At 71.2% G+C, this 22,773-nt stretch carries 24 protein-coding genes; 18 read left to right on the top strand and 6 right to left on the bottom strand.

Annotated features, from left to right (window positions below; translation table 11 throughout):
• Nucleotides 1-560 (bottom strand): TetR/AcrR family transcriptional regulator (locus tag VFZ92_RS37150; protein WP_330881818.1); only part of this gene is annotated, 560 nt, incomplete at its 3' end.
• Nucleotides 561-651: 91 nt separating this feature from the next.
• Between VFZ92_RS37150 and VFZ92_RS37145 the strand changes: the two genes are divergently transcribed.
• Both VFZ92_RS37145 and VFZ92_RS37140 read left to right on the top strand, forming a co-directional pair.
• The gene (locus VFZ92_RS37145) at nt 652-1,377 is read left to right on the top strand and encodes a hypothetical protein (protein WP_330881815.1); all 726 of its coding nucleotides are present in this window, start codon (nt 652-654) and stop codon (nt 1,375-1,377) included.
• Nucleotides 1,374-2,228, top strand: a complete 855-nt coding sequence (locus VFZ92_RS37140) for an SDR family NAD(P)-dependent oxidoreductase (protein WP_330881813.1) — start codon at nt 1,374-1,376, stop codon at nt 2,226-2,228. Before VFZ92_RS37145 ends, VFZ92_RS37140 begins: the two co-directional genes overlap by 4 nt.
• A gap of 215 nt (nt 2,229-2,443) precedes the next feature.
• Here VFZ92_RS37140 and VFZ92_RS37135 read toward each other — a convergent pair whose 3' ends face one another.
• Entirely contained in the window at nt 2,444-3,043 is a 600-nt protein-coding gene (locus tag VFZ92_RS37135) for a helix-turn-helix domain-containing protein (protein ID WP_330881811.1), read from the bottom strand.
• Between the two features lie 125 nt (nt 3,044-3,168).
• Here VFZ92_RS37135 and VFZ92_RS37130 point away from each other — a divergent pair, with 125 nt between their 5' ends.
• Both VFZ92_RS37130 and VFZ92_RS37125 read left to right on the top strand, forming a co-directional pair.
• On the top strand, nt 3,169-4,701 hold the full coding sequence (locus tag VFZ92_RS37130; RefSeq protein ID WP_330881809.1) for an MDR family MFS transporter: 1,533 nt from the start codon (nt 3,169-3,171) through the stop codon (nt 4,699-4,701).
• A 61-nt stretch (nt 4,702-4,762) separates the two neighbouring features.
• Nucleotides 4,763-5,509: a phosphoglyceromutase gene (locus VFZ92_RS37125; protein WP_330881807.1), complete on the top strand. Its 747-nt coding sequence runs from the start codon at nt 4,763-4,765 to the stop codon at nt 5,507-5,509.
• Here the strand turns inward: VFZ92_RS37125 and VFZ92_RS37120 are convergent.
• Nucleotides 5,506-6,132 (bottom strand): DNA-binding response regulator, encoded by a 627-nt coding sequence (locus tag VFZ92_RS37120; protein WP_330881805.1) that lies wholly within the window; start codon nt 6,130-6,132, stop codon nt 5,506-5,508. The two genes, VFZ92_RS37125 and VFZ92_RS37120, sit on opposite strands and share 4 nt — an antisense overlap.
• Nucleotides 6,133-6,199: 67 nt before the next feature.
• Between VFZ92_RS37120 and VFZ92_RS37115 the strand changes: the two genes are divergently transcribed.
• The 13 genes from VFZ92_RS37115 (at nt 6,200) to VFZ92_RS37055 (ending at nt 17,747) form a co-directional block, all read left to right on the top strand.
• Nucleotides 6,200-7,000, top strand: coding sequence for an oxidoreductase (locus VFZ92_RS37115; RefSeq protein ID WP_330881803.1), 801 nt, complete (start codon nt 6,200-6,202; stop codon nt 6,998-7,000).
• A gap of 133 nt (nt 7,001-7,133) precedes the next feature.
• Nucleotides 7,134-8,306: a sensor histidine kinase gene (locus VFZ92_RS37110; RefSeq protein WP_330881801.1), complete on the top strand. Its 1,173-nt coding sequence runs from the start codon at nt 7,134-7,136 to the stop codon at nt 8,304-8,306.
• On the top strand, nt 8,303-8,983 hold the full coding sequence (locus VFZ92_RS37105; protein ID WP_330881799.1) for a response regulator transcription factor: 681 nt from the start codon (nt 8,303-8,305) through the stop codon (nt 8,981-8,983). Before VFZ92_RS37110 ends, VFZ92_RS37105 begins: the two co-directional genes overlap by 4 nt.
• A gap of 27 nt (nt 8,984-9,010) precedes the next feature.
• Nucleotides 9,011-10,021 carry a Ppx/GppA phosphatase family protein gene (locus tag VFZ92_RS37100; protein ID WP_330881797.1) on the top strand — a complete coding sequence of 337 codons (1,011 nt, stop codon included), beginning with the start codon at nt 9,011-9,013 and terminating at the stop codon, nt 10,019-10,021.
• Nucleotides 10,021-11,364: a hypothetical protein gene (locus VFZ92_RS37095; RefSeq protein WP_330881795.1), complete on the top strand. Its 1,344-nt coding sequence runs from the start codon at nt 10,021-10,023 to the stop codon at nt 11,362-11,364. The genes VFZ92_RS37100 and VFZ92_RS37095 overlap by 1 nt, the downstream gene beginning before the upstream one ends.
• Nucleotides 11,361-12,167 carry a sugar phosphate isomerase/epimerase gene (locus VFZ92_RS37090; RefSeq protein WP_330881793.1) on the top strand — a complete coding sequence of 269 codons (807 nt, stop codon included), beginning with the start codon at nt 11,361-11,363 and terminating at the stop codon, nt 12,165-12,167. Before VFZ92_RS37095 ends, VFZ92_RS37090 begins: the two co-directional genes overlap by 4 nt.
• Before the next feature lie 28 nt (nt 12,168-12,195).
• On the top strand, nt 12,196-13,116 hold the full coding sequence (locus tag VFZ92_RS37085) for a proline dehydrogenase family protein (RefSeq protein ID WP_330881790.1): 921 nt from the start codon (nt 12,196-12,198) through the stop codon (nt 13,114-13,116).
• On the top strand, nt 13,113-13,946 hold the full coding sequence (locus tag VFZ92_RS37080; protein ID WP_330881788.1) for a thioesterase family protein: 834 nt from the start codon (nt 13,113-13,115) through the stop codon (nt 13,944-13,946). The genes VFZ92_RS37085 and VFZ92_RS37080 overlap by 4 nt, the downstream gene beginning before the upstream one ends.
• Before the next feature lie 86 nt (nt 13,947-14,032).
• Nucleotides 14,033-14,845, top strand: a complete 813-nt coding sequence (proC, locus tag VFZ92_RS37075; protein ID WP_330881786.1) for a pyrroline-5-carboxylate reductase — start codon at nt 14,033-14,035, stop codon at nt 14,843-14,845.
• A 130-nt stretch (nt 14,846-14,975) separates the two neighbouring features.
• Nucleotides 14,976-15,188, top strand: a complete 213-nt coding sequence (locus tag VFZ92_RS37070) for a helix-turn-helix domain-containing protein (protein WP_259628474.1) — start codon at nt 14,976-14,978, stop codon at nt 15,186-15,188.
• 144 nt (nt 15,189-15,332) lie between these two features.
• Nucleotides 15,333-15,434, top strand: a complete 102-nt coding sequence (locus tag VFZ92_RS37065) for a 30S ribosomal protein bS22 (protein ID WP_015105422.1) — start codon at nt 15,333-15,335, stop codon at nt 15,432-15,434.
• Nucleotides 15,435-15,686: 252 nt separating this feature from the next.
• The gene (locus tag VFZ92_RS37060) at nt 15,687-16,724 is read left to right on the top strand and encodes an NAD-dependent epimerase/dehydratase family protein (protein ID WP_330881784.1); all 1,038 of its coding nucleotides are present in this window, start codon (nt 15,687-15,689) and stop codon (nt 16,722-16,724) included.
• Nucleotides 16,725-16,742: 18 nt separating this feature from the next.
• Nucleotides 16,743-17,747 (top strand): lysophospholipid acyltransferase family protein, encoded by a 1,005-nt coding sequence (locus VFZ92_RS37055; RefSeq protein ID WP_330881782.1) that lies wholly within the window; start codon nt 16,743-16,745, stop codon nt 17,745-17,747.
• 230 nt (nt 17,748-17,977) lie between these two features.
• Here VFZ92_RS37055 and VFZ92_RS37050 read toward each other — a convergent pair whose 3' ends face one another.
• From VFZ92_RS37050 to VFZ92_RS37040, 3 genes are all read right to left on the bottom strand, one after another.
• Nucleotides 17,978-18,874: an HAD-IB family hydrolase gene (locus VFZ92_RS37050; RefSeq protein WP_330881780.1), complete on the bottom strand. Its 897-nt coding sequence runs from the start codon at nt 18,872-18,874 to the stop codon at nt 17,978-17,980.
• Nucleotides 18,875-18,922: 48 nt separating this feature from the next.
• Nucleotides 18,923-20,020, bottom strand: coding sequence for a DUF5667 domain-containing protein (locus VFZ92_RS37045; RefSeq protein WP_330881778.1), 1,098 nt, complete (start codon nt 20,018-20,020; stop codon nt 18,923-18,925).
• Nucleotides 20,021-20,106: 86 nt separating this feature from the next.
• Entirely contained in the window at nt 20,107-20,760 is a 654-nt protein-coding gene (locus VFZ92_RS37040) for a sigma-70 family RNA polymerase sigma factor (protein WP_330881776.1), read from the bottom strand.
• A gap of 171 nt (nt 20,761-20,931) precedes the next feature.
• Here VFZ92_RS37040 and VFZ92_RS37035 point away from each other — a divergent pair, with 171 nt between their 5' ends.
• Nucleotides 20,932-22,407: an AMP-binding protein gene (locus VFZ92_RS37035; protein WP_330881774.1), complete on the top strand. Its 1,476-nt coding sequence runs from the start codon at nt 20,932-20,934 to the stop codon at nt 22,405-22,407.
• The last annotated feature ends 366 nt before the right edge of the window (nt 22,408-22,773 follow it).

The following is a 22,773-nucleotide window of genomic DNA, read 5'->3' as shown; positions in this document are numbered from 1 at the left end:
GTTCGGCGGAACCCGACGGCGTCCAGGAGGCTGTCGATCAGGGCGTCCGTGACGCTGCCCGCCTGCATGGTCGTGCGGTAGACGAGCGGGCCGATGAGGATCGACGTGGCGTCCGTCGGGTCGACCCTGGTGGCCAGTTCTCCTGACTCGACAGCGATGTCCAGGGCCGCGCCCAGGCGGGTGGTGACGGTGGCGGTGGCGTGGTCGCGCTGGTCGGCGATCTCGGGGTTCCACACCGCGCCCTGCATGAGGGTCAGGGTCACCGCCGCGACCTCCGGCAGTTCCATCTCGGTGGCCAGGGCGCGCAACTGGTCGTGCAGCCACGGGCGGATGGGTGTCGCCGGGTCGCGGAAGTGCGGCAGGTCGCTGCCCGACATGGCGGCCAGCAGGAGTTGTTCCGGTCGTGCCCAGTGGCGGTACACCGTGGCGCGGCCGATGCCCGCCTCCTGCGCGACCCGCTGGTGGGTGACCGCGGCCGGGCCCTCCTTGAGCAGCAGGGCGCGGGCCGCGGTGAGGATCGCGGTTCTGCTGCGGGTGCTGCGGGGATCGGTCGACGTCACCCCCGCATTGTAATGAGACAACTTGACTCATAGATGGGCGCAGTGGGAGTCTCACTGTGAGACAAGTTGACTCATAGATGAGGGGGTGGGCGTGGCCACCGAACCAGCGCCGCTGCGTGACCGGCTGCGGAAACGGGTGTTGTCGACGGTCTTGGGGAGGATCGACAACCGGCGGTACCCGCGGGAGGGTGACGGACGTCAGGCCACCGCCGCGTCCAGTCCCGGGCCGTACTACATCGCCGATCCGCCGGTGCGGAGCGACGTGCGGGAGGACCGCGAGGGGCTGCCGCTGCTGCTGCGGATCCGGACGGTGGACGTCGGCACGGGCTCGCCCGTGGTCGGGGCGAGCGTGGAGATCTGGCACTGCGACGCGGTCGGGTCGTACTCGGGCTACCGGGCCTACCACCCCGACAAGTTCCCGAACGTGCCGTTGATGCTCCTGCGGCGGTACCGGCCGACCGACGCGACGACGTTCCTGCGCGGGCGGCAGGTGGCCGGCGCCGACGGGGTCGTGGAGTTCCGGACGATCGTGCCCGGCTGGTACACGCCCCGGACGCCGCACATCCACTACCGGGCGTTCCTCGACGGCGTCGACCTCGTGACGACCGAGTTCTACTTCCCCGACGAGTTCTCGGCGCGCGTGCAGGCCTCGCCGCCCTACGACCGGCGCGGGCGCGGTCCGTTCACCAACGACAACGACATCGAGATCCGCGTGGCCAAGGGGTCGGCGGGGAGTTGGCTCGACATCACCGAGACGGCCGACGGCGTGGTGGGGGCCATCACCGTGAGGGTCGACCGCGAAGGAGGGCGACGATGACCAGGACCGCTGTGATCACCGGTGCGGCGGGAGGCCTGGGAACGGCCATCGCCCGCCAACTGCTGGCCCTCGGGACGCGCGTGGTCGTCGTGACCCGCGACGAGGCCAGTGCGCGCACGACCCGCGAGGCGCTGCGCCAGGCGCCCGGCGGTGACCTGGTCGCGGGCGCCCACCACGGGAACCTGCTCGTCCGCGACGACGTCCGCGTCCTGGCGAAGGAGATCACCGAGCCGGTCGACGTCCTCGTCAACAACGCGGGCGCGGCCTTCCCCGACTACGCCGAGACCCCGGACGGCGGCGAGCGCACGCACGTCCTCAACCACCACGCCCCGTTCCTGCTGGCGCACCTGCTGCTGGCGCAGGGGGTCCTCGCGCCGGGCGCGCGGATCGTCAACGTCTCCAGCGACCTGGAGAAGCGCGGCAGGCTCGACCGCGACGACCCCGACGTCCTGGGCACCTCGTGGCGCGACCGCTTCGGCCAGCTGCCGGTGTACGGCACGGCGAAGCTGCTGAACGTGCTCGCGACGGCCGAGCTGGCGCGGCGGCTGCCCGACGGGATGAGCGCGTACAGCGCCTCGCCCGGTGTCGTCCGGACCGGCTTCACGGCGCACGCGGGTGGCGCCATGAAGGTGTTCGGCACGCTGGCGGGCCTGTTCTCGTCGACCCCGGACGAGGGGGCGCGGACGCCGGTGCGCCTGGCGGGCAGCACGTACCCGCCCGGCCCGAACGGCGGGTACTTCGCGAAGGGTGCCCCGGCCACGCCGTCGGACCGGGCCCGTGACGCCGTGCTGGCCGCGGAGGTCTACCGGCGCACCGCGGCGGAACTGGGGGTCTCGCCGCTCGCGCGCTAGACCGGTGCTTCGGCGGTGGTGCCGAGGGGGCGGAGCGGGGCGGCGAGGTCGACGACGTCGCGCGTCGCGGTGCCGCGACGCTCGTGGTGACCTCGAAGTGCGGCACGGGTCGATGCCAGGACCCCGGACCGTTCACCCCGGCGTCGCGCGTCACGGGGTGGAGCGGCGTTCGCGGGGCGGGCGGCCGACCTCGCCGACGAGGTCCGGCGGAGGGCTCAGGCGGTCTTCGCGCGCGAGGTGATCGCGTCGGTGAAGCCGGGGACCAGCAGGCCCGCGGCCTCGGCCGCGGCGGCGATGATCTCCTCGTCGGTGAGGTCGAGGCCCTGGGAGCCCATGACGGCGAGGTTGGCGGTCATCAGGCCCATGCGGATCCGCAGCAGCTCCACGGGCGGTGTGCCGGGGTCGGCCAGCAGCGCCGAGACGCGCTGCATCCGGTCGAGGCCGCCGCCGCCCTTGGGCATCAGCTCGCGCAGCGAGGCCTGGTTGGCCAGCGCGAAGCGGGCGAAGCCGAGGCCGCCCTCGACGACCAGGTCGAACCAGCCCGCGGCCACGGCGGCGGAGCGCTCGGGGGTGTGCGGCTGCGCCTCGGCCCACTCGATCAGCGCGTCCAGCGTGGCCAGGCGCTCCTCGAAGAGACCGCGGACGATGGCCTCCTTGCTGTCGAAGTGGTAGTAGAGCGCGGCCTTGGTGATGTCGAGGCGTTCCGCGATCTGGCGCATCGACGTGGACTCGTAGCCGTGGGCGGTGAACAGCTCCAGCGCCACGCGCCGGATGTCCGCCCGCCGATCGGTTCCCGTCTTGCGTTGCTGGACCACGCCCCGCGTCCCCTTCCGTCCGTTTTGCCGCTCTCCGCCGAACTATAGCGTTGCTTACCGGCCGGTCAGTAAGTACTCTCTGACCGACCGGTAAGTAAGTTGGCCTCTTCGTGGGGGAACGCGAGATGACGACAGAAGTGGCGGAGGCGCCCGCCCGGTTCACGCACCGGCAGATCATGGTCACGATGAGCGGCCTGGTCATCGCGATGCTGCTGGCGATGCTGGACAACATGATCGTGGCGCCCGCACTGCCGACGATCGTCGGAGACCTCGGCGGGCTGAGCCACCTGGCCTGGGTGACCACGGGCTACGTGCTGGCCTCGACGGCGTCCACGCCGATCTGGGGCAAGCTCGGCGACCTGTTCGGCCGCCGGATCACGTTCGTCTCGTCCGTGGTCGTCTTCCTCGGCGGTTCCGTGCTCGCCGGGATGTCGCGGAACATGGGCGAGCTGATCGCGTTCCGCGCGGTCCAGGGCCTCGGCGCGGGCGGCCTCATGGTGGGCGTGCTGTCGATCATCGGCGACATGATCCCGCCGCGCGAGCGCAGCAAGTACATGGGCCTGATGATGGCCGTCATGCCGGTCGCGATGATCGGCGGACCGCTCGCGGGCGGCTTCATCACCGACCACTTCTCGTGGCGCTGGGCGTTCTACGTGAACCTGCCGCTGGGGGCCGTGGCTCTCGTCGTCTGCTGGATCACCCTCGCCAAGCTGCCGCGCGGCACCGGCAAGGCGAGGATCGACTGGCTCGGCGCGGGCCTGCTGACGGTGTGGATCACGGCGCTGGTCCTGATCACGAGCTGGGGCGGCACCGAGCACGAGTGGTCCTCGCCGACGATCCTCGGCCTGATCGCGCTGACGCTGGTGACCTTCGTCGCGTTCGTGGCCGTGCAGCGCCGGGTGGCCGAGCCGATCATGCCGCTGCGGGTGTTCGGCAACCTCAACTTCACCCTGGCCGGGGCGCTGGCGTTCATCTCCGGGTTCGCGATGTTCGGCGCCGTGACGTTCCTGCCGCAGTTCCAGCAGTTCGTGCAGGGCTCGTCGGCCACCAACAGCGGCCTGCTGCTGATGCCGATGATGATCGCCGCCATGACCGTGTCGCTCGCCAGCGGCGCCGTCATCGGCAGGACGGGCCACTACAAGGCGTTCCCGGTCGTCGGCACCGCGCTGATCGTCCTCGCGCTGGGCCTGTTCGCCACCATCGACGTCGACACGGGCAAGACCACCACCGCCCTCTACATGGTCCTGCTCGGCGCGGGCATGGGCTGCCTCATGCAGACCTCCACGCTCATCGCGCAGAACAGCATCGAGCTCCGCGACATGGGTGCGGGCACGGGGGCGTCGACGTTCCTCCGCAACATGGGCAGCTCGCTGGGCGTCTCCCTGCTGGGCGCGCTCTACACCAGCTCGCTCACGGACTCGCTGGCCGCGGGGTCGTCGCTGCCGGGCGAGGCGAACCAGATGACGCCCGCGGTCCTGAAGTCGCTGCCGGAGGCCGCGCAGCGGATGTTCCAGGTCGCCGTGACCGACGGCGTCACGACCCTGTTCACCGTCGCGGGCTGCGTCGCCGCCGTCGGCGTCGTGGTGGCCCTGTTCATCAAGCAGGTGCCCCTGCGCGGTCACGCGAAGCCGGAGGACGCGGTCGCGGCTGAGCTCTGACCGGGTGTGGTGCCGCACTCGCCCCGTTCGCGGGTGCGGCGCCACCCCTTAGGCTGGCCGCATGTCTGTGGGAACCCTGGTCCTGCTCCGCCACGGCGAGAGCGTGTGGAACGCCGAGAACCTGTTCACCGGCTGGGTGGACGTCCCCCTGTCGGAGAAGGGCGTCGCCGAGGCCAAGCGCGGCGGCGAGCTGCTCAAGGCGGCGGGCGTGCTGCCGGAGGTGCTGCACACGTCGCTGATGCGCCGCGCCATCGCCACGGCGAACCTCGCCCTCGACGCCGCCGACCGGCACTGGATCCCGGTGAAGCGGGACTGGCGCCTCAACGAGCGGCACTACGGCGCGCTCCAGGGCAAGAACAAGAAGCAGACCCTGGAGGAGTTCGGCGAGGAGCAGTTCATGCTCTGGCGCCGGTCCTACGACACGCCCCCGCCGCCCATCGAGCCCGGCTCCGAGTTCAGCCAGGACGCCGACCCGCGCTACGCCGACCTCGGCCCCGACCTGCCGCTGACCGAGTGCCTGCTCGACGTCGTGAAGCGGATGATCCCGTACTGGGAGTCGGCCATCGTCCCCGACCTGCGCGCGGGCAAGACCGTGCTGGTCACGGCCCACGGCAACTCGCTGCGCGCGCTGGTGAAGCACCTCGACGGCATCTCCGACGACGACATCGCGGGCCTCAACATCCCGACCGGCATCCCGCTGCGCTACGACCTCGACGAGGCGCTCCAGCCGATCACGCCGGGCGGCCTCTACCTCGACCCGGACGCGGCGGCGGACGCCATCAAGGCCGTCGCCAACCAGGGCCGCTAGACCAGGCCCAGCTCACGGGCCCTCGCTCCCGCCTGGAAGCGGGAGGTGGCGCCCATGGCGACCATCAGCTCGGCCACGCGGCGGCGGTACGTGCGCAGGGACAGCCCCAGCGCGCGTGCCGCCGCCGCGTCCGTCATGCCGTCGTTCAGCGCCGTCAGGATGCCGGGCGTCAACGGCCGCAGCTCCACCATCGACGCGTCGTGCACCTCCAGGGGGCTGGCGGCCCTCCACGCGGCCTCGTAGAGCGCCTGGATGCCCTGCACGGCCTCCGGGGCGGAGATGACGCTGTAGGACCGCACACCGTGCGACAGGTCGCCCGCCATGATCACGAACCGGCTGCCGAGCAGCAGCGTCTCGTTGAGGTCGTCCGGGGTGACCCTGACCTCCGCGCCGTGCTCGGCCATCACGTGCGCCTGCTGCGACCACGACGGGTCGAGCATCGAGCTGAGCCGGAACAGCTTGCGCAGCCGCTTGAGCCGCTTCGGGTCCTGCCGCGACTCCGCGTTGGTCCTCCACCAGGTGAACAGCGAGTTCGCCGCGCACGCCAGCTCGTCGACGTCGAACAGGTGACCCGCGCGCTCGAACAGCTCGCGCTCGCCGCGCACCACCTCGATCAGGTCCATGCCGTCGAGCATGGCAGCTTGTGGCCACGAGGTGCGGGCCGTGGACACTTCCGGCCACCCTGGTGGCATGGACTTGAAGGTGAAGCGAATCGGTTACGGCGCCATGCAGCTCGCGGGCCCCGGTGTGTTCGGCCCGCCGAAGGACCCCGAGCAGGCCCGCGCGGTGCTGCGCCGCGCCGTCGAGCTGGGCGTCGACCACATCGACACCAGCGACTACTACGGCCCGTACGTGGTGAACGACCTGATCCGCGAGGCGCTGCACCCCTACCCCGAGGACCTCGTGCTGGTCACGAAGGTGGGCGCCCGCCGCGACGACGAGGGCGCGTGGCTGCCCGCGCTGTCGCCGGACGAGCTGCGCTCGGCCGTGCACGACAACCTGCGCCGCCTGCGGGTGGACGCGATCGACGTCGTCAACTTCCGGGTGATGGACGAGGGCGGCTCCGTCCAGGAGGGCTTCTCCGCGCTGGCCGACCTCCAGCGCGAGGGGCTGATCAAGCACCTAGGCATCAGCAACGCCACCATGGCGCAGCTGGCCGAGGCGCGGGCGATCGCGCCGGTCGTGTGCGTGCAGAACCAGTACAACCTCGCCCAGCGCGGCGACGAGGCGATGGTCGAGGAGTGCGCCGCCCAGGACATCGCCTACGTCCCGTTCTTCCCCCTCGGCGGGTTCCAGCCGCTCGACCTCCAGCACCTGGAGGAGGTGGCGAAGCGGCACGACGCGACCCCCCGCCAGGTGGCGCTGGCGTGGCTGCTGCACCGCTCGCCGACCATCCTCCTGATCCCCGGCACGTCGTCCGTGGCGCACCTGGAGGAGAACCTGGCCGCGGGCGGGTTGCGGCTGTCCGAAGAGGACCTCGCCGTGTTCTGAACGCCGGATGGACACGACTGGGTGAACACGGGCTGACGGGGTGAAGAACAAGCCGCTCAGCGGGTGTCGCGGGAGTCACGGTTCGCCCTCCGGCACTAGGCCCCGACCGCCCTGACCTGCTTACCATTCGGCCGTGACCGCAACGGGTTACCTCGCACTGGTGGTCGGCCTCGTGCTGACCGGTGGCGCGGCCTTCCTCATCGGCCGCGCCTCGGTCCGCAAGCAGGCCTCGACCAAGACCGGACTGACCGTCGCCGACCTCATGGCGATGGTCGTCCAGTCGTCCGACGACGGCATCGTCGTGCTCAACGGCTTCGGCGACGTGGTGCTGAACAACGCCCGCGCCGAGGAACTGGGGGTCGTGCGCAACAACCGCGCCGACGACCGGGCCAGACGGGCCGCCGACATCGTCCGGCGGACCGGCGAGGTCGTGCACGTCGACCTGTCGCCGCTGGAGGTCAAGGGCCGTCAGGCCGAGGCCGTCCACGCGCGGGTGAAGGTGCTGACCGACGGCTTCACCGTCGTGGACGCCTCCGACGAGTCGGAGTCGGTGCGGCTGGAGGCGACCCGGCGGGACTTCGTGGCGAACGTCAGCCACGAGCTGAAGACGCCCGTCGGGGCCCTCGCGCTGCTCGCCGAGGCCGTGCTCGACGCCGTGGACGACGAGGAGCAGGTCCGCAGGTTCAGCGCGAAGATCATGCAGGAGGCGACCAGGCTGGGCACGCTGGTCACCGAGCTGATCGCGCTGTCCCGGCTCCAGGGAGCGGAGAAGCTGCCCGAGCTGACCGCCGTCGAGGTCGACACCGTCGTGTCCGAGGCGCTGGGCCGGTCGCGGCTGGGCGCCGAGTCCGCGGGCATCGAGATCAGCAGCGACGAACCGGCCGGTCTCGTCGTCGAGGGCGACCGGATGCTGCTGGTCACGGCGTTGAGCAACCTCCTCGACAACGCTGTCGCCTACTCGCCGCCCGGCAGCCCGGTGTCGATCAGCCGCAGGCTCGTCGACGGGTTCGTGGAGATCGCCGTGACCGACCGCGGCATCGGCATCGCCGAGGACCAGCAGACCCGCGTCTTCGAACGCTTCTACCGCGTCGACCGGGCCCGTTCGCGGGCCACCGGCGGCACGGGGCTCGGCCTGGCCATCGTCAAGCACGTCGCGCTGAACCACGGCGGCGACGTGAAGCTGTGGAGCCTGCCGGGCACCGGCTCGACGTTCACCCTCCGCATCCCGGCCCACCTCGACCAGGTGGAGCCGGGCCCGACCCTGCCCGAGCAGGAACTCGCCACAACGCACGGAGGAGAGCTGTGACCAGGGTGCTCATCGTGGAGGACGAGGAGTCCTTCGCCGATCCGCTCGCCTTCCTGCTCCGCAAGGAGGGCTTCACCGCCGCACTCGCCGCCACCGGCCAGGAGGCGCTGGAGGAGTTCGACCGCAACGGCGCCGACATCGTGCTGCTCGACCTGATGCTGCCCGGCATGAGCGGCACGGACGTGTGCAAGCAGCTGCGCCAGCGGTCCGCCGTCCCGGTGATCATGGTCACTGCGCGGGACAGCGAGATCGACAAGGTCGTCGGCCTCGAACTGGGCGCCGACGACTACGTCACCAAGCCCTACTCGGCCCGCGAGCTGATCGCCCGCATCCGCGCGGTGCTCCGCCGCGGCGGCGAGGCCGAGGAGCTGTTGCCGCAGGTGCTGGAGGCGGGGCCGGTCCGGATGGACGTCGAGCGGCACGTCGTCACGGTCGAGGGGGCCGAGGTCAGCCTGCCGCTGAAGGAGTTCGACCTCCTCGAGTACCTGCTGCGCAACGTGGGCCGGGTGCTCACCAGGGGCCAGTTGATCGACCGGGTGTGGGGCGCGGACTACGTCGGCGACACCAAGACGCTGGACGTGCACGTCAAACGCCTGCGGTCCAAGATCGAACCCGATCCGTCGGTGCCCAAGCACCTCGTGACCGTCCGGGGTCTCGGTTACAAGTTCGAGTCCTGACCGGGTCGACCGGGTACGGTGCACCGCGTGCGCCTCGGGGTCCTCGATGTGGGGTCGAACACCGTCCACCTCCTTGTGGTGGACGCTCATCGGGGTGCCCACCCGACGCCGATGAGTTCGGAGAAGTCCGTGCTCCGCCTGGCCGAGCAGATCGACGGCACCGGGCAGCTCACCAGAGCGGGCGCGGACCACCTGGTCCGGACCATCGCCGCCTCGAAGGCCGCGGCCGAGAGGCTCGACTGCGAGGACCTGATGGCCTTCGCGACGTCCGCGGTGCGCGAGGCGGGCAACTCCGCCGAGGTGCTGGAGCGGGTGCGCGCGGAGACCGGCGTCGACCTCAAGGTGCTCACGGGCGAGGACGAGGCCCGCTACACGTTCCTCGCGGTCCGCCGCTGGTACGGGTGGTCGGCGGGCAGGCTCCTGTGCCTGGACATCGGCGGCGGTTCGCTGGAGCTGGCCGTCGGTGTGGACGAGGTCGCCGAGGAGGCGTTCTCGCTGCCGCTCGGCGCGGGCAGGCTCACCAGGACGAGGTTCCGCAAGGACCCGCCGAGCCGTTCCGAGGTGCGCGACACCACCGAGTGGCTGGACGAACAACTGGCCTCGGTGGCGAAGAAGCTACGCCGTTCAGGTACACCTGATCGTGTGGTCGCCACGTCGAAGACCTTCCGCACGCTCGCCCGGCTGACGGGTGCGGCGCCGTCCTCGGCGGGCCCGAGGGCGCACCGCGTCCTCACCGACGCCGGGCTGCGGCAGCTGATCGCCTTCGTCTCGCGGATGTCCGCGGGCGACCTCGCCGAGCTGGAGGGCGTGAGCTCCAGCCGGTCCCACCAGCTCGTCGCGGGGGCCCTCGTGGCCGACGCCACGATGCGAGCGCTGTCACTCACGCAGGTCGAGATTTGCCCCTGGGCCCTGCGGGAAGGTGTCATCCTCCGCCGGTTGGACCACACTAACGGCTCGGAACAGACCGCGCCGACGGCTCAAGGCCGGCAGCCGGGTGACACTGGACGTTCAGCCCAGCACGGAGCACGGTGGAGTTGATGAGTCGAGAGAGCGAGTCCGAGCAGACTCAGCGGACGGTCGCTGAGCTCCTTGCCCAGTACGGCGCCAGCGCGGGCGACGCCCCGCCGCGGCGTCGGCGTCGGCGTGCGGAGGACCCGACCGACACGGCTCCGCAGGCGATCATCGAGCGGATCAACTCCGACAGCGGCGAGATGAAGGTGATCGACCCGTCGGTCGAGCCACCCGCGACCCGCACGGGCAGGCGCGCGAAGCCGGACGTGGACCCCGACCGCACCCAGTACGCGGCGCCGGTCCGTCCGGAGCCGCCGAAGCCCGTGCGCGCCGAGCCGCCGCCGAAGGTGAGCCCGCCCCCCAGGGCCGAGCCGCCCAAGGCCGGTCCTCCGCCGCGCGTCGAACCGCCCCGCGCGGCCCCGGTGCGCCCGGAGCCGCCGAGGGTGGACCAGGCGCGCCCCGAGCCGCGCCGCCCCGAGCCCCGCCGCGCCGCGGTGCCCCCGGTCGACCCGGCCGAGGAGACGCGGCAGGTGCCGCCGATCGTCGACGAGTACTCGCTGCCGTCGATCCCGAAGCCCGGCGGGCTGCCCGACCACCCGTCGCGGCCGAACCTGCCGAAGCCCGAGCAGTCCTCGCGGGCGAACCTGCCGAAGCCGGACCCGTCGCGGGCGAACCCGCCCACACCGGAGCAGTCCTCGCGGGCGAACCTGCCCAAGCCGGACCCGTCGCGGGCGAACCCGGCCCGCCCGCCCCTCGGCCCGCCGCCCCCGGCGCCCGTGCGCGAGGCGATGACCGAGGTCATCCCGCGCGTCCCGGCCGAGCCCGGCGCGGCCGACACCCAGATCACCCACGCCGTCCCGGTGTTCCCAGGGGCGCCGCCGAAGCTGCCCGACCCGCTGCCGGACGCCCGTCCCGAGGAGTGGTTCGGCGACGACGACGAGGAGTTCGCCGAGCAGGAGAACACCGCGGCCCACCCCGGCCCGTACGTCGACGACTACTCGGACGACTACTCCGTCGGCGGTTTCGACGCCGAGCAACCGGCCGGTCTGTCCGACGTCGACGAGGTCGACGTCGAGGAGCTGGAGGACCTGGACGACGTCGAGCGCTCCCCGGTCAAGGAGTGGCTCGTCATGATCGGCCAGCTCGCGGTCGGCGTCCTCGGCGGCGCCGCGCTGTGGCTCGGCTTCAACTTCCTGTGGCGCGCGATCCCCGCGGCCGCGCTGGTGCTCGCCCTCGGCGTGACCGTCGGGCTGGTGCTGCTGGTCCGCAAGATCCGCAAGGCCGACGACCTCCAGACCACGCTGCTGGCCGTGCTCGTCGGGTTGATCGTGACGGTCTCACCAGCGGCGATGCTGCTGGTGAAGTCTTGACCATCCCGGTAGGGCTCTCCACGGCATCGGTCTGGCCGCAGCCGGCGGGCGCCGCGTTCGAGCTGGCGGCCGAACTGGGCTACGACGGCGTCGAGGTCATGGTCTGGGCCGACCCGACCAGCCAGGACGTGCGGGCGCTGGAGCGGCTGAGCCAGCGCACCGGCGTGCCCGTGCTGGCCGTGCACGCGCCGTGCCTGCTGATCACCCAGCGGGTCTGGTCGCCCGACCCGGTCGAACGGCTGCGCCGCAGCGTCGAGGCCGCGGGCGAGCTCGGCGCGCGCACCGTCGTGGTGCACCCGCCGTTCCGCTGGCAGCGCCGCTACGCCGACGGCTTCGCCGACCTCGTCGAGTCCCTGGAGGACTCCGGCGGTGTCGACGTGGCGGTGGAGAACATGTTCCCGGTCCGCCGGGCGCTCGGTCGGGGCCGGTCGGTGCAGGTGACCGCGTTCGCCCCGTCCATCGACCCCACCGACGTCGGCCACCGGCACTACACGCTCGACCTGTCGCACACCGCCGCCGCGGGCGTCGACGCCGTCGAGCTGGCCAAGCGGATGGGCGACGGGCTCACGCACATCCACCTCGCCGACGGCAGCGGCGCGGCCAAGGACGAGCACATGGTCCCCGGTCGGGGCAGCCAGCCGTGCGCCGCGGTGTGCGAGAACCTCGCGCGCGGCGGCTTCGCGGGCCAGGTCGTCCTGGAGATCAACACCAGGCGCGCCCGAGGTGCCGCCGAGCGGTCGAGGATGCTCGCCGAGTCCCTCCTGTTCGCCCGCCTCCACCTGGACTGGCGAGCCGAGCGCTGAACGCCGCCGACCCCGTAAGGTCAGTCCGGTGAACCCGTTGCGCTCCTTGATCCTCGCGGCGGCGGGCAACGACACCGTCCGCGGACTCGTGGCGTCGGCCCCCGTCAGCCGCGACGTCGTGCGCCGGTTCGTCGCGGGCGAGTCGACCGAGGAGGCCGTCGAGGTCACCAGGTCGCTGGTGGCCGACGACCTCCACGTGACCCTGGACCACCTCGGCGAGGACACCACCAACCGCACGCAGGCCGAACGCACCGTGCGCGCCTACCTGGAGCTGCTGGACCGCCTGCACGCCACCGGCCTCGCGGGCAGGGCCGAGGTCAGCGTCAAGCTGTCGGCCGTCGGCCAGTCGCTCGGCGAGAACCTCGCGCTCACCAACGCGTCGCGCATCTGCGCCGCCGCCGAGCAGTGCGGCACGACCGTCACGCTCGACATGGAGGACCACACCACCACGGACTCCACGCTGCGCGTGCTCGCCGAGCTGCGCCGGAGCTGGCCGTGGGTGGGCGCGGTCCTCCAGGCGTACCTGCGCCGCACGCTGGACGACTGCCGTGAACTCGCAGGCAGCCGCGTCCGGCTGTGCAAGGGCGCCTACGCCGAGCCCGACGGCGTCGCCCACACCGACCCGCACGAGGTCGACCTGAACTACGTCCGCTGCGCCAACGTGCTCCTCGCGGGTGACGGTTTCCCCATGTTCGCCACCCACGACCCCAGACTGGTGGACGTGATCGGCGAAAGGGCGCGCTGGCACGACCGGAAGCCCGGTAGCTTCGAGTACCAGATGCTGTACGGGATCCGGCCCGCCGAGCAGCGACGACTGGCTTCGGAGGGGAACGTGGTGCGCGTGTACGTGCCGTACGGCGAGCAGTGGTACGGGTACCTGATGCGGAGGCTGGCCGAACGCCCGGCCAACGTCGCCTTCTTCCTGCGGTCGCTGGTCAGCCGCTCATGACGATTCGTACGAGGAGCTCGGTGCCCACGTTCACGGCTGCCAGTGCAGTGCGTTCGCTCGGAGACAGCACCTACACGGCGAGCCTGCCCGCGGAGTGGACCATCGGTCCCAAACCGCACGGCGGTTTCCTGCTGGTGCTCGCCGCCCGAGCCGCCGTTCGGACCGCGACGGACGCGGTCCCCGGCACCGAGGGCCTGGCACCCCTCGCCGTCAGCTCGCAGTTCCTGCGGGCCCCCGAAGTCGGTCCGGTGCTGATCCGGACGGAGATCCGCAAGGCGGGCCGGACGGCGACGGTGGTCTCGACGACCATCGAGCAGCGCGGCCGGAGCTGCGTCGAGTCCGTGGTGACCGTCGGCAGGCTCCCCGAGCAGCCACCGGACTACGCGGCCCTGCCGTCCATCGCCGCCGAGCCGCCCGCCGACTCGATCGACCTCAGCACGATGGAGTCGGGCGGCGTCTACAAGCTCGGCGCCGTGTGCGACGTGCGGCTGGACCAGCAGGGGGCGGGCTTCCTCACCGGGCGCACCGGCGACCCGCTCGTGCTGCGCCTGTGGGTGCGGCCGAAGGGCGAGCGCCCGGACGCGTACTTCGCCCTGGTCGCGAGCGACATCTCGATGCCCGTGACGTTCAACCTCGGGCGGTTCGGGTGGTCGCCGACGGTGCAGCTCACCGCGCTGGTGCGCGCCAACCCCGCTCCGGGGTGGCTGCGGGTGCAGGTGTCGTGCAGCGCCGTGCACGGGCAGTGGTTCGACGAGGACAGCGTGGTGATCGACTCGACCGGGCGGCTCGTGTGCCAGGCGCGGCAGCTGGCACTGACGCCCGCCGGGTGAGCGGCTGCTCCACCCCGGTCGCACGGGGGTGCCCGCGCCCGCTCCGCCGCTGAACCGGCTCGCGCGGGCGTGGCACCCTTGGGGTCATGACGACGATCGCCGTGCTCGGCGCGGGCAAGATCGGGGAAGCCCTGCTGTCCGGGCTCCTCCAGGGTGGCCGCGAACCCCATGAGCTGCTGTTCACCGAGAAGCACCCGCAGCGGGCCGAGGAGTTGGCCAAGCAGTACGGCACGGACGCCGTGGACGTGGCCCAGGCCGCCGCGCGCGCCGACGTGCTCGTGGTCGCGGTGAAGCCGCAGGACATCGAGCCCCTCCTGGACGAGCTGGCGCCGGTGGTGCGCCCCGGCGCGCTGGTCGTCTCGCTCTGCGCGGGCCTTCCGACCGCCCTGTACGAACGCAGGCTGCCCGAGGGCACCGCGGTGGTCCGGGTCATGCCGAACACGCCGATGCTCGTCGGAGAGGCGATGAGCGCCATTTCCGCGGGTGCCCACGCGGGACCGGAGCACCTCGACATCGTCGAGGAGCTGCTGTCGACCGTCGGCAGGGTCGCGAGGGTCCCCGAGGCGCAGCAGGACGCCGTGACGGCGCTCTCCGGCTCGGGACCGGCGTACTTCTTCTACCTCGTCGAGGCGATGATCGACGCGGGCATCCTGCTCGGCATCCCGCGCGACCTCGCCGGGCAGCTGATCATCCAGTCGGCGGTCGGGGCCGCGGCGATGCTGGCGCGGGGCGACCAGCACCCGGTGATCCTGCGCGAGGCCGTCACGTCGCCCGCGGGCACGACGATCATGGCGATCCGCGAGCTGGAGAAGCACGGGGTGCGCGCGGCGTTCCTCGCGGCCATCGAGGCGGCGCGCGACCGTTCGGCCGAGTTGGGCCGTGCGCACCAGGACGGGTGACGGCGCCGGGGGACTTTGCACGTCGCAGTAGCCCCACCTGTCCCGCTACTCTCGGGAGCAGCACGTGCGTGTCGAACCGTCGGTGGGGAAGCCGACGGCACGACACGTGTCGAAGGACGCGGTGATAACCATGCCTGCGAAGGAGAACGATCGATCGAGCCTCGTTCAGGTCCAGTTCCTGACCGTGGCCGAAGTGGCCTCCATGATGCGTGTCTCGAAGATGACGGTGTACCGGTTGGTGCACTCCGGGGAGCTGCCCGCGGTCCGCGTGGGCAAGTCGTTCCGGGTGCCCGAGAAGGCCGTGCACGCCTACCTCCAGAACGCGTATTTCGACGCCGGGTGACCTCGGGGTCGGGCCGGTGTGCGGCGCGGGGTAAACTGGGCAGCCGTTCGTGCCTGGTGTCGGCGCGCCTGCTTGACGGGCGCACGTCCGTAGGTTGCACCGGAGCATGGAGAACCACCAACGTCTAGTAGCTAAGGAACCCGCATGGGCTCGGTCATCAAGAAGCGCCGCAAGCGCATGTCGAAGAAGAAGCACCGCAAGTTGCTTCGCAAGACTCGCGTTCAGCGTCGCAAGCGCGGCAAGTAGCCCACGCGCGGGTTCTTCATTCAGCGCTCGACTGCCGCCGATCCCGGTCTCCGGGGTCGGCGGCAGTTGTGTTTGGACCACCCGGTCCCAACGGGTGGGAGTGCGCCGCACCCTGACGAGATGGACTCGGTCCGATCGGGTGATTAGCCCGTAAAGCCTGCGTGACCTGCGTCAAGACGGCGTTCCGGGACGGCGCGGTCACCGGTTTCCCTTGTAGCATCGAGCCGCTCAAGCACCCTGACATGGAGTCGCATGGCGCCGAAGGTCGTTCTCGTCACCGGAGTGAGCCGCTTCCTCGGCGGCAACCTCGCCGCGCGGTTCGCCGCCAACCCCGACATCGAGCGGGTGCTCGGCGTCGACACGGAACCACCACCGCGCGACCTCCTGCGCCGGATGGGTCGGGCGGAGTTCGTGCGCGCCGACATCCGCAACCCGCTGATCGCCAAGGTGATCGCCACGGCGGGTGTCGACACCGTCGTCCACGCGTCGGTCACCGCCAACCCGGCGGGCCCGACGGGGCGGACGGTGATGAAGGAGATGAACGTCATCGGCACGATGCAGCTCCTGGCCGCGTGCCAGAAGTCGCCGCACGTGCGCAAGCTGGTCGTGAAGTCGACCAGCGCGGTCTACGGCTCCAGCCCCCGCGACCCCGCGGTGTTCACCGAGGAGATGGGGCCCAAGGACCTGCCGTCCAGCGGCTACGCCAAGGACGCCGTCGAGGTCGAGGGCTACGTCAGGGGCTTCTCCCGCCGCCGCCCGGACGTGGACGTGACCACGCTCCGGTTCACGAACTTCATCGGCCCGCGCATCGACACCGTGCTCACCCGGTACTTCGCCCTGCCGGTGGTGCCCACCGTGTTCGGCTACGACGCGCGCGTCCAACTCCTGCACTCCGAGGACGCCCTGGCGATCCTGGAGCGCGCCACCACGCACGACCTCCCCGGCGTCTACAACGCGGGCGGTGAAGGCGTGCTGCTCCTCTCGCAGGCCATCCGCCGCGCGGGCAGGCTGACCCTGCCGGTGCCGAGCGGAGCCGTGCCGAGCGTCGGTCGCTTCTTCCGCAGCGCCCGACTGGTCGACTTCTCACCCGACCAGATGCGGTTCCTCAACTGGGGCCGGGTGGTCGACACCAGCCTGCTCAAGCGCCAGTTCGGCTTCACCCCCCGCTGGACGACGCGCCAGGCCTTCGACGACTACGTGAGCGGCCGCGGACTCCGCCCGCTCATCGCCCCGGAGCGGGTGGAGGCGATCGAGCGCGGACTCCTCGACGTCGCCGCGAAGCTCCGCTAGTACCACTTCAGTGAGGAGATGGACCCCGTGGCAGGAGCACGCGTGATCCCGTTGCACGGTGCTGACCGCAACCCGGCATCCCCGACCAGGCCCCGCGGGCCGAGGCCGGTCCCGGCCCACCAGCCGGCGGTGGAGGAGCTACCGCTCGCGGTGGCACCGGAACCCCAGCAGGAGCGGGGAGAGGACTGGGAGCAACGCCTGGGCGGCCTGCTCGACTTCATCCGCAGGCGGCTCGTGGGCGACTACGAGGTCGACGAGTTCGGCTTCGACCCGGACCTGACGGACAACATCATCATGCCCCCGCTGAAGCCGCTGTACGAGAAGTGGTTCCGCGTGGAGACGACCGGCATCCACAACATCCCTGCCGAGGGCGGCGCGCTCCTGGTCGCGAACCACTCGGGCACCCTCCCGCTGGACGCCACCATGACGGCCTTCGCCGTGGCGAAGGAACACCCCGCCAACCGCCACCTGCGGATGCTGGGAGCAGACCTGGTCTTCAAAACCCCGCTGCTGGGCGCACTGGCCAGGAAATCGGGCCAAACACTGGCCTGCAACCCGGATGCGGAACGCCTGCTCAGCTCAGGCGAAGTAGTGGGCGTCTGGCCAGAGGGCTTCAAGGGCATCGGCAAGCCCTTCAAGGACCGCTACAAGCTCCAACGCTTCGGCAGGGGCGGCTTCGTCTCGGCGGCGCTCAACACCGGCGTCCCCATCATCCCGGTCTCGATCGTGGGAGCGGAGGAGATCTACCCCATGATCGGCGACGTCAAGGCCCTGGCAAGGCTCTTCGGCTTCCCCTACTTCCCCATCACGCCAACATTCCCACTACTAGGACCACTGGGAGCAATCCCGCTGCCGTCAAAGTGGTACATAGAGTTCGGCGCACCGATCGCAACGGACAACTTCGGCGAAAACGCGGCAGAAGACCCCATGCTGGTCTTCAACCTGACGGACCAGGTAAGGGAAACAATCCAACAAACCCTGTACAAACTACTGACCCAACGCAGAAACGTCTTCCTCGGCTAGACAAAAGGCGACACAACGCCTTCCCCGAAGCCATGGCCGATTTTGCTCGGGGGATTTGCCCCCTGCCCTGGTAGATCGGGCAGGGGGACACCACCTGCCCTTGAGCCCGAGCAAAGGGGCAAGTCGAGGGGCCCCCGAGTCACGTCGGCCATCCCCTCTGGGACTCGTGGATGCCGGCTCTCACCCCTGGGACCTGCGGATACCGGACCCACCGCCAACCCCGGCACACCTCAGGCGTGCCGCCGCCGATAAGCCATCCCAGCAGCCACGGCCCCGGCCAGTACCCCAGCCCCCAACACGGAAGGCACCCCGATCTTCGCCGCCTTCCGCCCGGTCCGGAAGTCCCGAACCTCCCACCCGCGCCGCCGAGCCGTCTCCCGCAACCCGGAATCCGGATTGACGGCCACGGCGTTCCCCACCACGGACAGCATCGGCACGTCATTGGCGGAATCGGAATAGGCGGTGCACCGCCGGAGGTTCAACCCCTCCTTCGCGGCCAACGCCCGAACGGCCTGGGCCTTCGCCTTCCCGTGCAGCAGGTCCCCGACCAGTCGACCCGTGTAAATGGAATCGGTGGACTCGGCGACCGTTCCCAGTGCTCCGGTCAACCCCAGCCGCCGAGCGATGATCTGGGCCAGTTCGACGGGCGTGGCGGTGACCAGCCACACCCTCTGCCCGGCGTCCAGGTGCTTCTGCGCCAGCGCCTGGGTACCGGTCCAGATCCGGTCCACCATCAGCTCGTCGTAGATCTCCTCGCCGAGCGAGATCAGCTCCGCCACCGACCGCCCGGCCACGAACGACAGCGCCTGCTCCCGCATCGCCTTGACGCTCTGCGGGTCCTCACGCCCCCCGACCCGGAACTTCAACTGCTGCCACACGAACCCGGCGAGGGCCGAGGTGTTGAAGTAGTCCCGAGCGGCCAGTCCCCGCGCGAAGTGGAACATCGACGCACCCATCATCATGGTGTTGTCGACGTCGAAGAACGCGGCGGCGGTCAGGTCGGTGGCCCGTTCGGCCGGGTCGTCCATGGGCAGCGCCGCGGCGAGAGCAGCCTCGGCGGAGGCCTCTCCGGCCAGCGCGGCCGCCCGTTCGCGATCGGCCGAGCTCTCTACACGCCTCCATGACACAGCCAGCGCCTCCTGGTCAACCTGCGAGCTCTGGCATCAGGGTAGCGATCAGGAACCGAACGCAATGCCGGGTAGCCCGGGGAGTGGCAAAGGCAACGGAACGGTGATCGTCGGCAAACCGAGCGACGGCACCGTCGGGAGCACCGACGTGATCGGCGGCAGCAGCGGCGGAGGCGACGTCGGGGTGGTCGGGTCCGGTGCGGGAACCCCGGAGGCGGGCGGTGACGCGGGCGGCACCGGAGCCTGGGGGACGGTGGGCACGGGCGGGTTGACCAGCACCGACGGTTCGGGCGACGACGGTGAACCCGGAACGGGGGCGCCGGTCGAGCACGGCGAGTCGGCGGGCAGCGGCCCGATGTCGTCCACGGTCCCGGACGTCACCGGGGAGCACCCGGTGCGCCCCCGCAGGTCCGCCGTCCGCTGCGCGATGCGGGCCAGGAGGGTCAGCGATGCAGCCGATCGGGTCACGGCCGCTTCGGGAAGCCGCGTCCGCAGGTCGGTCAAGCGGGCGTACTGGGTCCTCGCCCACTCGTCCAGCGTCCCCAGCACCCGCTCGTCGGAGTTCGTCCCGACCGCGGACAGCTCGCGCGCCCCGGCGGCGGTGTCGGCGTCGAAGTCCGTCAACGCCGTCAGGTAGGCCCCGAGCGGGCCGTCGTCGCCGTGCTCGTCGGTCAGCGTCTCCAGTTCGGCGAGTCGCGCGGTGGCGAACTCCAGCCGCTTGAGGGCCTTCGACTCGTCCCCGAAGGTGAACCCCAGGGACGCGGACTCCGCGGTCCGCTTCATGCCGTACAGGGCGTCTCCGGGCAGCGCGTCACGACTCAGCAGCAGGCTCATCCCGGCCAGCGACAGCACCAGGCAGAGCGCCGCCGCCGCGGCGACGGCTAAGCGCCCCCGCGCGCTGGACCGCCGGGGTTTGAGGATCGTGACGGCCGACGTGGGCCGTTCGGCTTCGAGGATCCGCTGCCGCATCCGCTCGCGCGCCGCCGCGTCCGGACCGCTGGTCGAGGCCGCCTTCCGGAGCGCGTCGACCACGGCCAGCTCGGCCGCCAGTTCGGGATCGACGCTCTGCGGACGCGACTCGACGGCACGAGCGAAGCGCTCGTGCTGCCTGCGACGCCCAAGCGGCGTGATACCTCTGCCCACCATCCCGCACCATCTCGACTTCAAGACCTGACCCGAACAACGAAAGGACGTGCGCGGGGGTTACGCGAACGGGATCTTTGCGATGGCGATCACCGCAACCAGGCGGGCAGCAACGTGGCCAACCGCCGCACGGCGCGGTGCTGCAACGCCTTGATCGCGCCTTCGTTGCGCCCCATCCTGGCGGCCGTCTCGGCCACCGACAACCCCTGGATGAACCTCAGCGTGATGCACTCCCGCTGGTCGTCGCCGAGCTGGCCGACGCAGCGCAGCAGCTCCGCGTTGGTCGCGTCGGTGAGGACCTCCTGCTCCGGACCGCTCGCGACCTCGCGGTTGTCCGCGAGCTCGGCGGTGGTGACCTCCAGCCGGTACCGGCTCGACTTCACGTGGTCGTAGACGATGTTCCTGGCGATCGTGACGAACCACGCACCCACGTCGCGACCCTGGTAGCTGACCGACCCGATGCTCCGCAGCGCCCGCAGGAACGTCTCGCTGGTCACGTCCTCCGCCAGGTTGCGGTCGCCGACGCGGAACAGCACGTACCGGTAGACGACGTCCACGTACCGGTCGTAGAGCACACCGAACGCGGCCGTGTCGCCCTCCTGGGCGGCACGGACCAGGTCCCACGGCGTCTGCGCCGTGTCGATGTCCGTCTCCTCGGCCGTGGTCGACTGCCCTCCTGCGCTCCGCCCCGAGCGGAACGTCCGGATGGATCGGACGTTGTTCGCGCGTCCCCTGGAGATCATCGGGTAGCGGCTCCTCCACAGGTTCGCCGTGGCGCGAGCATACGGGTTGTTACTCCTTAGTAGGTAGCGAAGGGCCGTCACGGTTGTGCGACGCGCAAGCCATGCCTACATGACTCGGGCCACGCGTGACAGACTGCGATGAGCGTGAAGGTTGTTCATCAGGAGGTCACCTTGACCGAGTCTGCCCGGAACGTCGCCGACCTGGTCAGCGCTTCAGCGCTGCGCGGGCCGCACCACGCCGCGTTGATCGACGTGGCGAGCGGTGCGCAGTACACCTGGGGCCAGGTGGACACGGCGGTGAACGCGCAGGCCCGAGCGCTGGTCGACGCGGGTGTCGCGCCCGGTGACCGGGTCGTGGTGCGCCTCCCCACGGGGCCGGAGTTCTGCGTCGCGGTGTTCGGCGTGCTGCGGGCGGGCGGCGTCGTCGTCCCCGCCGGGCCCGGACAGCCGCTGCGGGAACTCGAACGCCTGATCTCCGACAGCGGCGCCCGACTCCTGCTCGGTGACGGAGGCGGCGCCGACCTCCCGGTGATGGGACCGCCCGCGCTCGTGGTCGAGGACGAGCTGGAGTTCGCCCCCGTCGGCGGCGGCGAGGACCTCGCCGTGCTCGGCTACACCTCGGGCACGTCCGGCGTGCCGCGCGGCGCGATGCTGACCCACCGCGCGCTGCTCGCGAACGTCGGCCAGTGCGCCGCGCTGCGGCCCGCTCCGGTGACCGCCGGGGACCGGGTGCTGCTGGCGCTGCCGCTGTTCCACGTCTACGGGCTGGGGCCGGGCCTCTTCCAGGTGGCCGGGGCGGGCGCCACGGCCGTGCTCCTGGAGCGGTTCGACGCCGGGACGGCGCTGGAGACCGTGCGCGAGCACCGCATCACGACCGTCGTGGGCGTGCCGCCCATGTACCAGGCCGTCCTCGCGCAGCCCGCCGAGCGGCTCGGCGAGAGCCTCTCCACCGTCCGGCTGTTCACCTCCGGCGCGGCGCCGCTGCCGAAGGGCGTCCTGGACGCGATGCGCGACGCCGTGGGGCTGCCGATCTACGAGGGGTACGGCCTCACCGAGACCGGGCCCGTGCTGACGTCCACCCTGGTGGGTGGTTCGCCGAAGCCGGGTTCGGTGGGCAGGCCGCTGCCGGGGGTCGAGCTGCGCCTGGTGGACACCGACGGCCGGGTGCTGGACCAGGACGAGGACGAGCCGGGGACCGGGCTGGTGTCGGTCCGGGGGGCCAACCTGTTCAGCGGGTACTGGCCGGACGGCGCGCACGGGCCGGACGCCGAGGGCTGGTTCCGGACCGGGGACGTCGGGTACCTGGACGCCGAGGGCGACCTGCACCTGGTGGACCGGGCAGGCGACCTGATCATCGTCAACGGGTTCAACGTGTACCCGCACGAGGTCGAGCGCGTGCTGGGCGAGCTGGAGCAGGTGGCCGAGGCCGCCGCCGTCGGGGTGCCGGACGAGCGGACCGGGGAGTCGGTGAAGGCCGTGCTGGTGCTGCGCGAAGGGGCGGAGTTGAGCGCGGAGGCCGTGGTCGAGCACTGCGCCGCCCGGTTGGCGAAGTTCAAGGTGCCGACCGTGGTGGAGTTCGCGGTGGAGCTGCCGCACTCGGCCACCGGGAAGTTGGCTCGGGCTCGGTTGAGGATGCCGCTCGCTTGAGGCTGGTTCCGGTGGGTGGGGTGGTTGCCGGTCTCGTCGGGGTGGCTGCTGGTTCCGTTGGATCGGGTAGCTGCCGGTCCTGCCGGATCGGGTAGCTGTTGGTCCCAGCGATCTGGTGGCTGCCGGTCCCAGCGGATCCGGTGCCTGCCGGTCCCAGCGGATCTGGTGGCTGCCGGTCCCAGCGGTGGTGGCCGATTTGACTCGGGGACCCCTCGATTTGACCCCGTGATCGGGCTAAGGGGCAGGTGGTGTCAACCTGCCCGATCTACCAGGGCAAGGGTCAAATCCTCCGAGCAAAATCGGCCACGGCCACGGCGGCGTGCGCTGGTTTTGTCCTGCTTTTGTTTTAGATTTTTGCCGCTGGGG

It is taken from the genome of Umezawaea sp. (genome assembly GCF_036375055.1).
Lineage (GTDB): Bacteria > Actinomycetota > Actinomycetes > Mycobacteriales > Pseudonocardiaceae > Umezawaea.
Note: the sequence above shows the minus strand (reverse complement) of the source record. Positions and strands in the feature narration are given on the sequence as shown.

Coding starts and splice junctions, on each gene's coding strand:
- VFZ92_RS37125 (WP_330881807.1), top strand. CDS start 4,763: ATGTCTGTGGGAACCCTGGTCCTGCTCCGCCACGGCGAGAGCGTGTGG.
- VFZ92_RS37095 (WP_330881795.1), top strand. CDS start 10,021: ATGAGTCGAGAGAGCGAGTCCGAGCAGACTCAGCGGACGGTCGCTGAG.
- VFZ92_RS37120 (WP_330881805.1), bottom strand. CDS start 6,132: ATGGACCTGATCGAGGTGGTGCGCGGCGAGCGCGAGCTGTTCGAGCGC.
- VFZ92_RS37065 (WP_015105422.1), top strand. CDS start 15,333: ATGGGCTCGGTCATCAAGAAGCGCCGCAAGCGCATGTCGAAGAAGAAG.
- VFZ92_RS37070 (WP_259628474.1), top strand. CDS start 14,976: ATGCCTGCGAAGGAGAACGATCGATCGAGCCTCGTTCAGGTCCAGTTC.
- proC (WP_330881786.1), top strand. CDS start 14,033: ATGACGACGATCGCCGTGCTCGGCGCGGGCAAGATCGGGGAAGCCCTG.
- VFZ92_RS37060 (WP_330881784.1), top strand. CDS start 15,687: ATGGCGCCGAAGGTCGTTCTCGTCACCGGAGTGAGCCGCTTCCTCGGC.
- VFZ92_RS37040 (WP_330881776.1), bottom strand. CDS start 20,760: ATGATCTCCAGGGGACGCGCGAACAACGTCCGATCCATCCGGACGTTC.
- VFZ92_RS37045 (WP_330881778.1), bottom strand. CDS start 20,020: ATGGTGGGCAGAGGTATCACGCCGCTTGGGCGTCGCAGGCAGCACGAG.
- VFZ92_RS37055 (WP_330881782.1), top strand. CDS start 16,743: ATGGACCCCGTGGCAGGAGCACGCGTGATCCCGTTGCACGGTGCTGAC.
- VFZ92_RS37080 (WP_330881788.1), top strand. CDS start 13,113: ATGACGATTCGTACGAGGAGCTCGGTGCCCACGTTCACGGCTGCCAGT.
- VFZ92_RS37140 (WP_330881813.1), top strand. CDS start 1,374: ATGACCAGGACCGCTGTGATCACCGGTGCGGCGGGAGGCCTGGGAACG.
- VFZ92_RS37115 (WP_330881803.1), top strand. CDS start 6,200: ATGGACTTGAAGGTGAAGCGAATCGGTTACGGCGCCATGCAGCTCGCG.
- VFZ92_RS37130 (WP_330881809.1), top strand. CDS start 3,169: ATGACGACAGAAGTGGCGGAGGCGCCCGCCCGGTTCACGCACCGGCAG.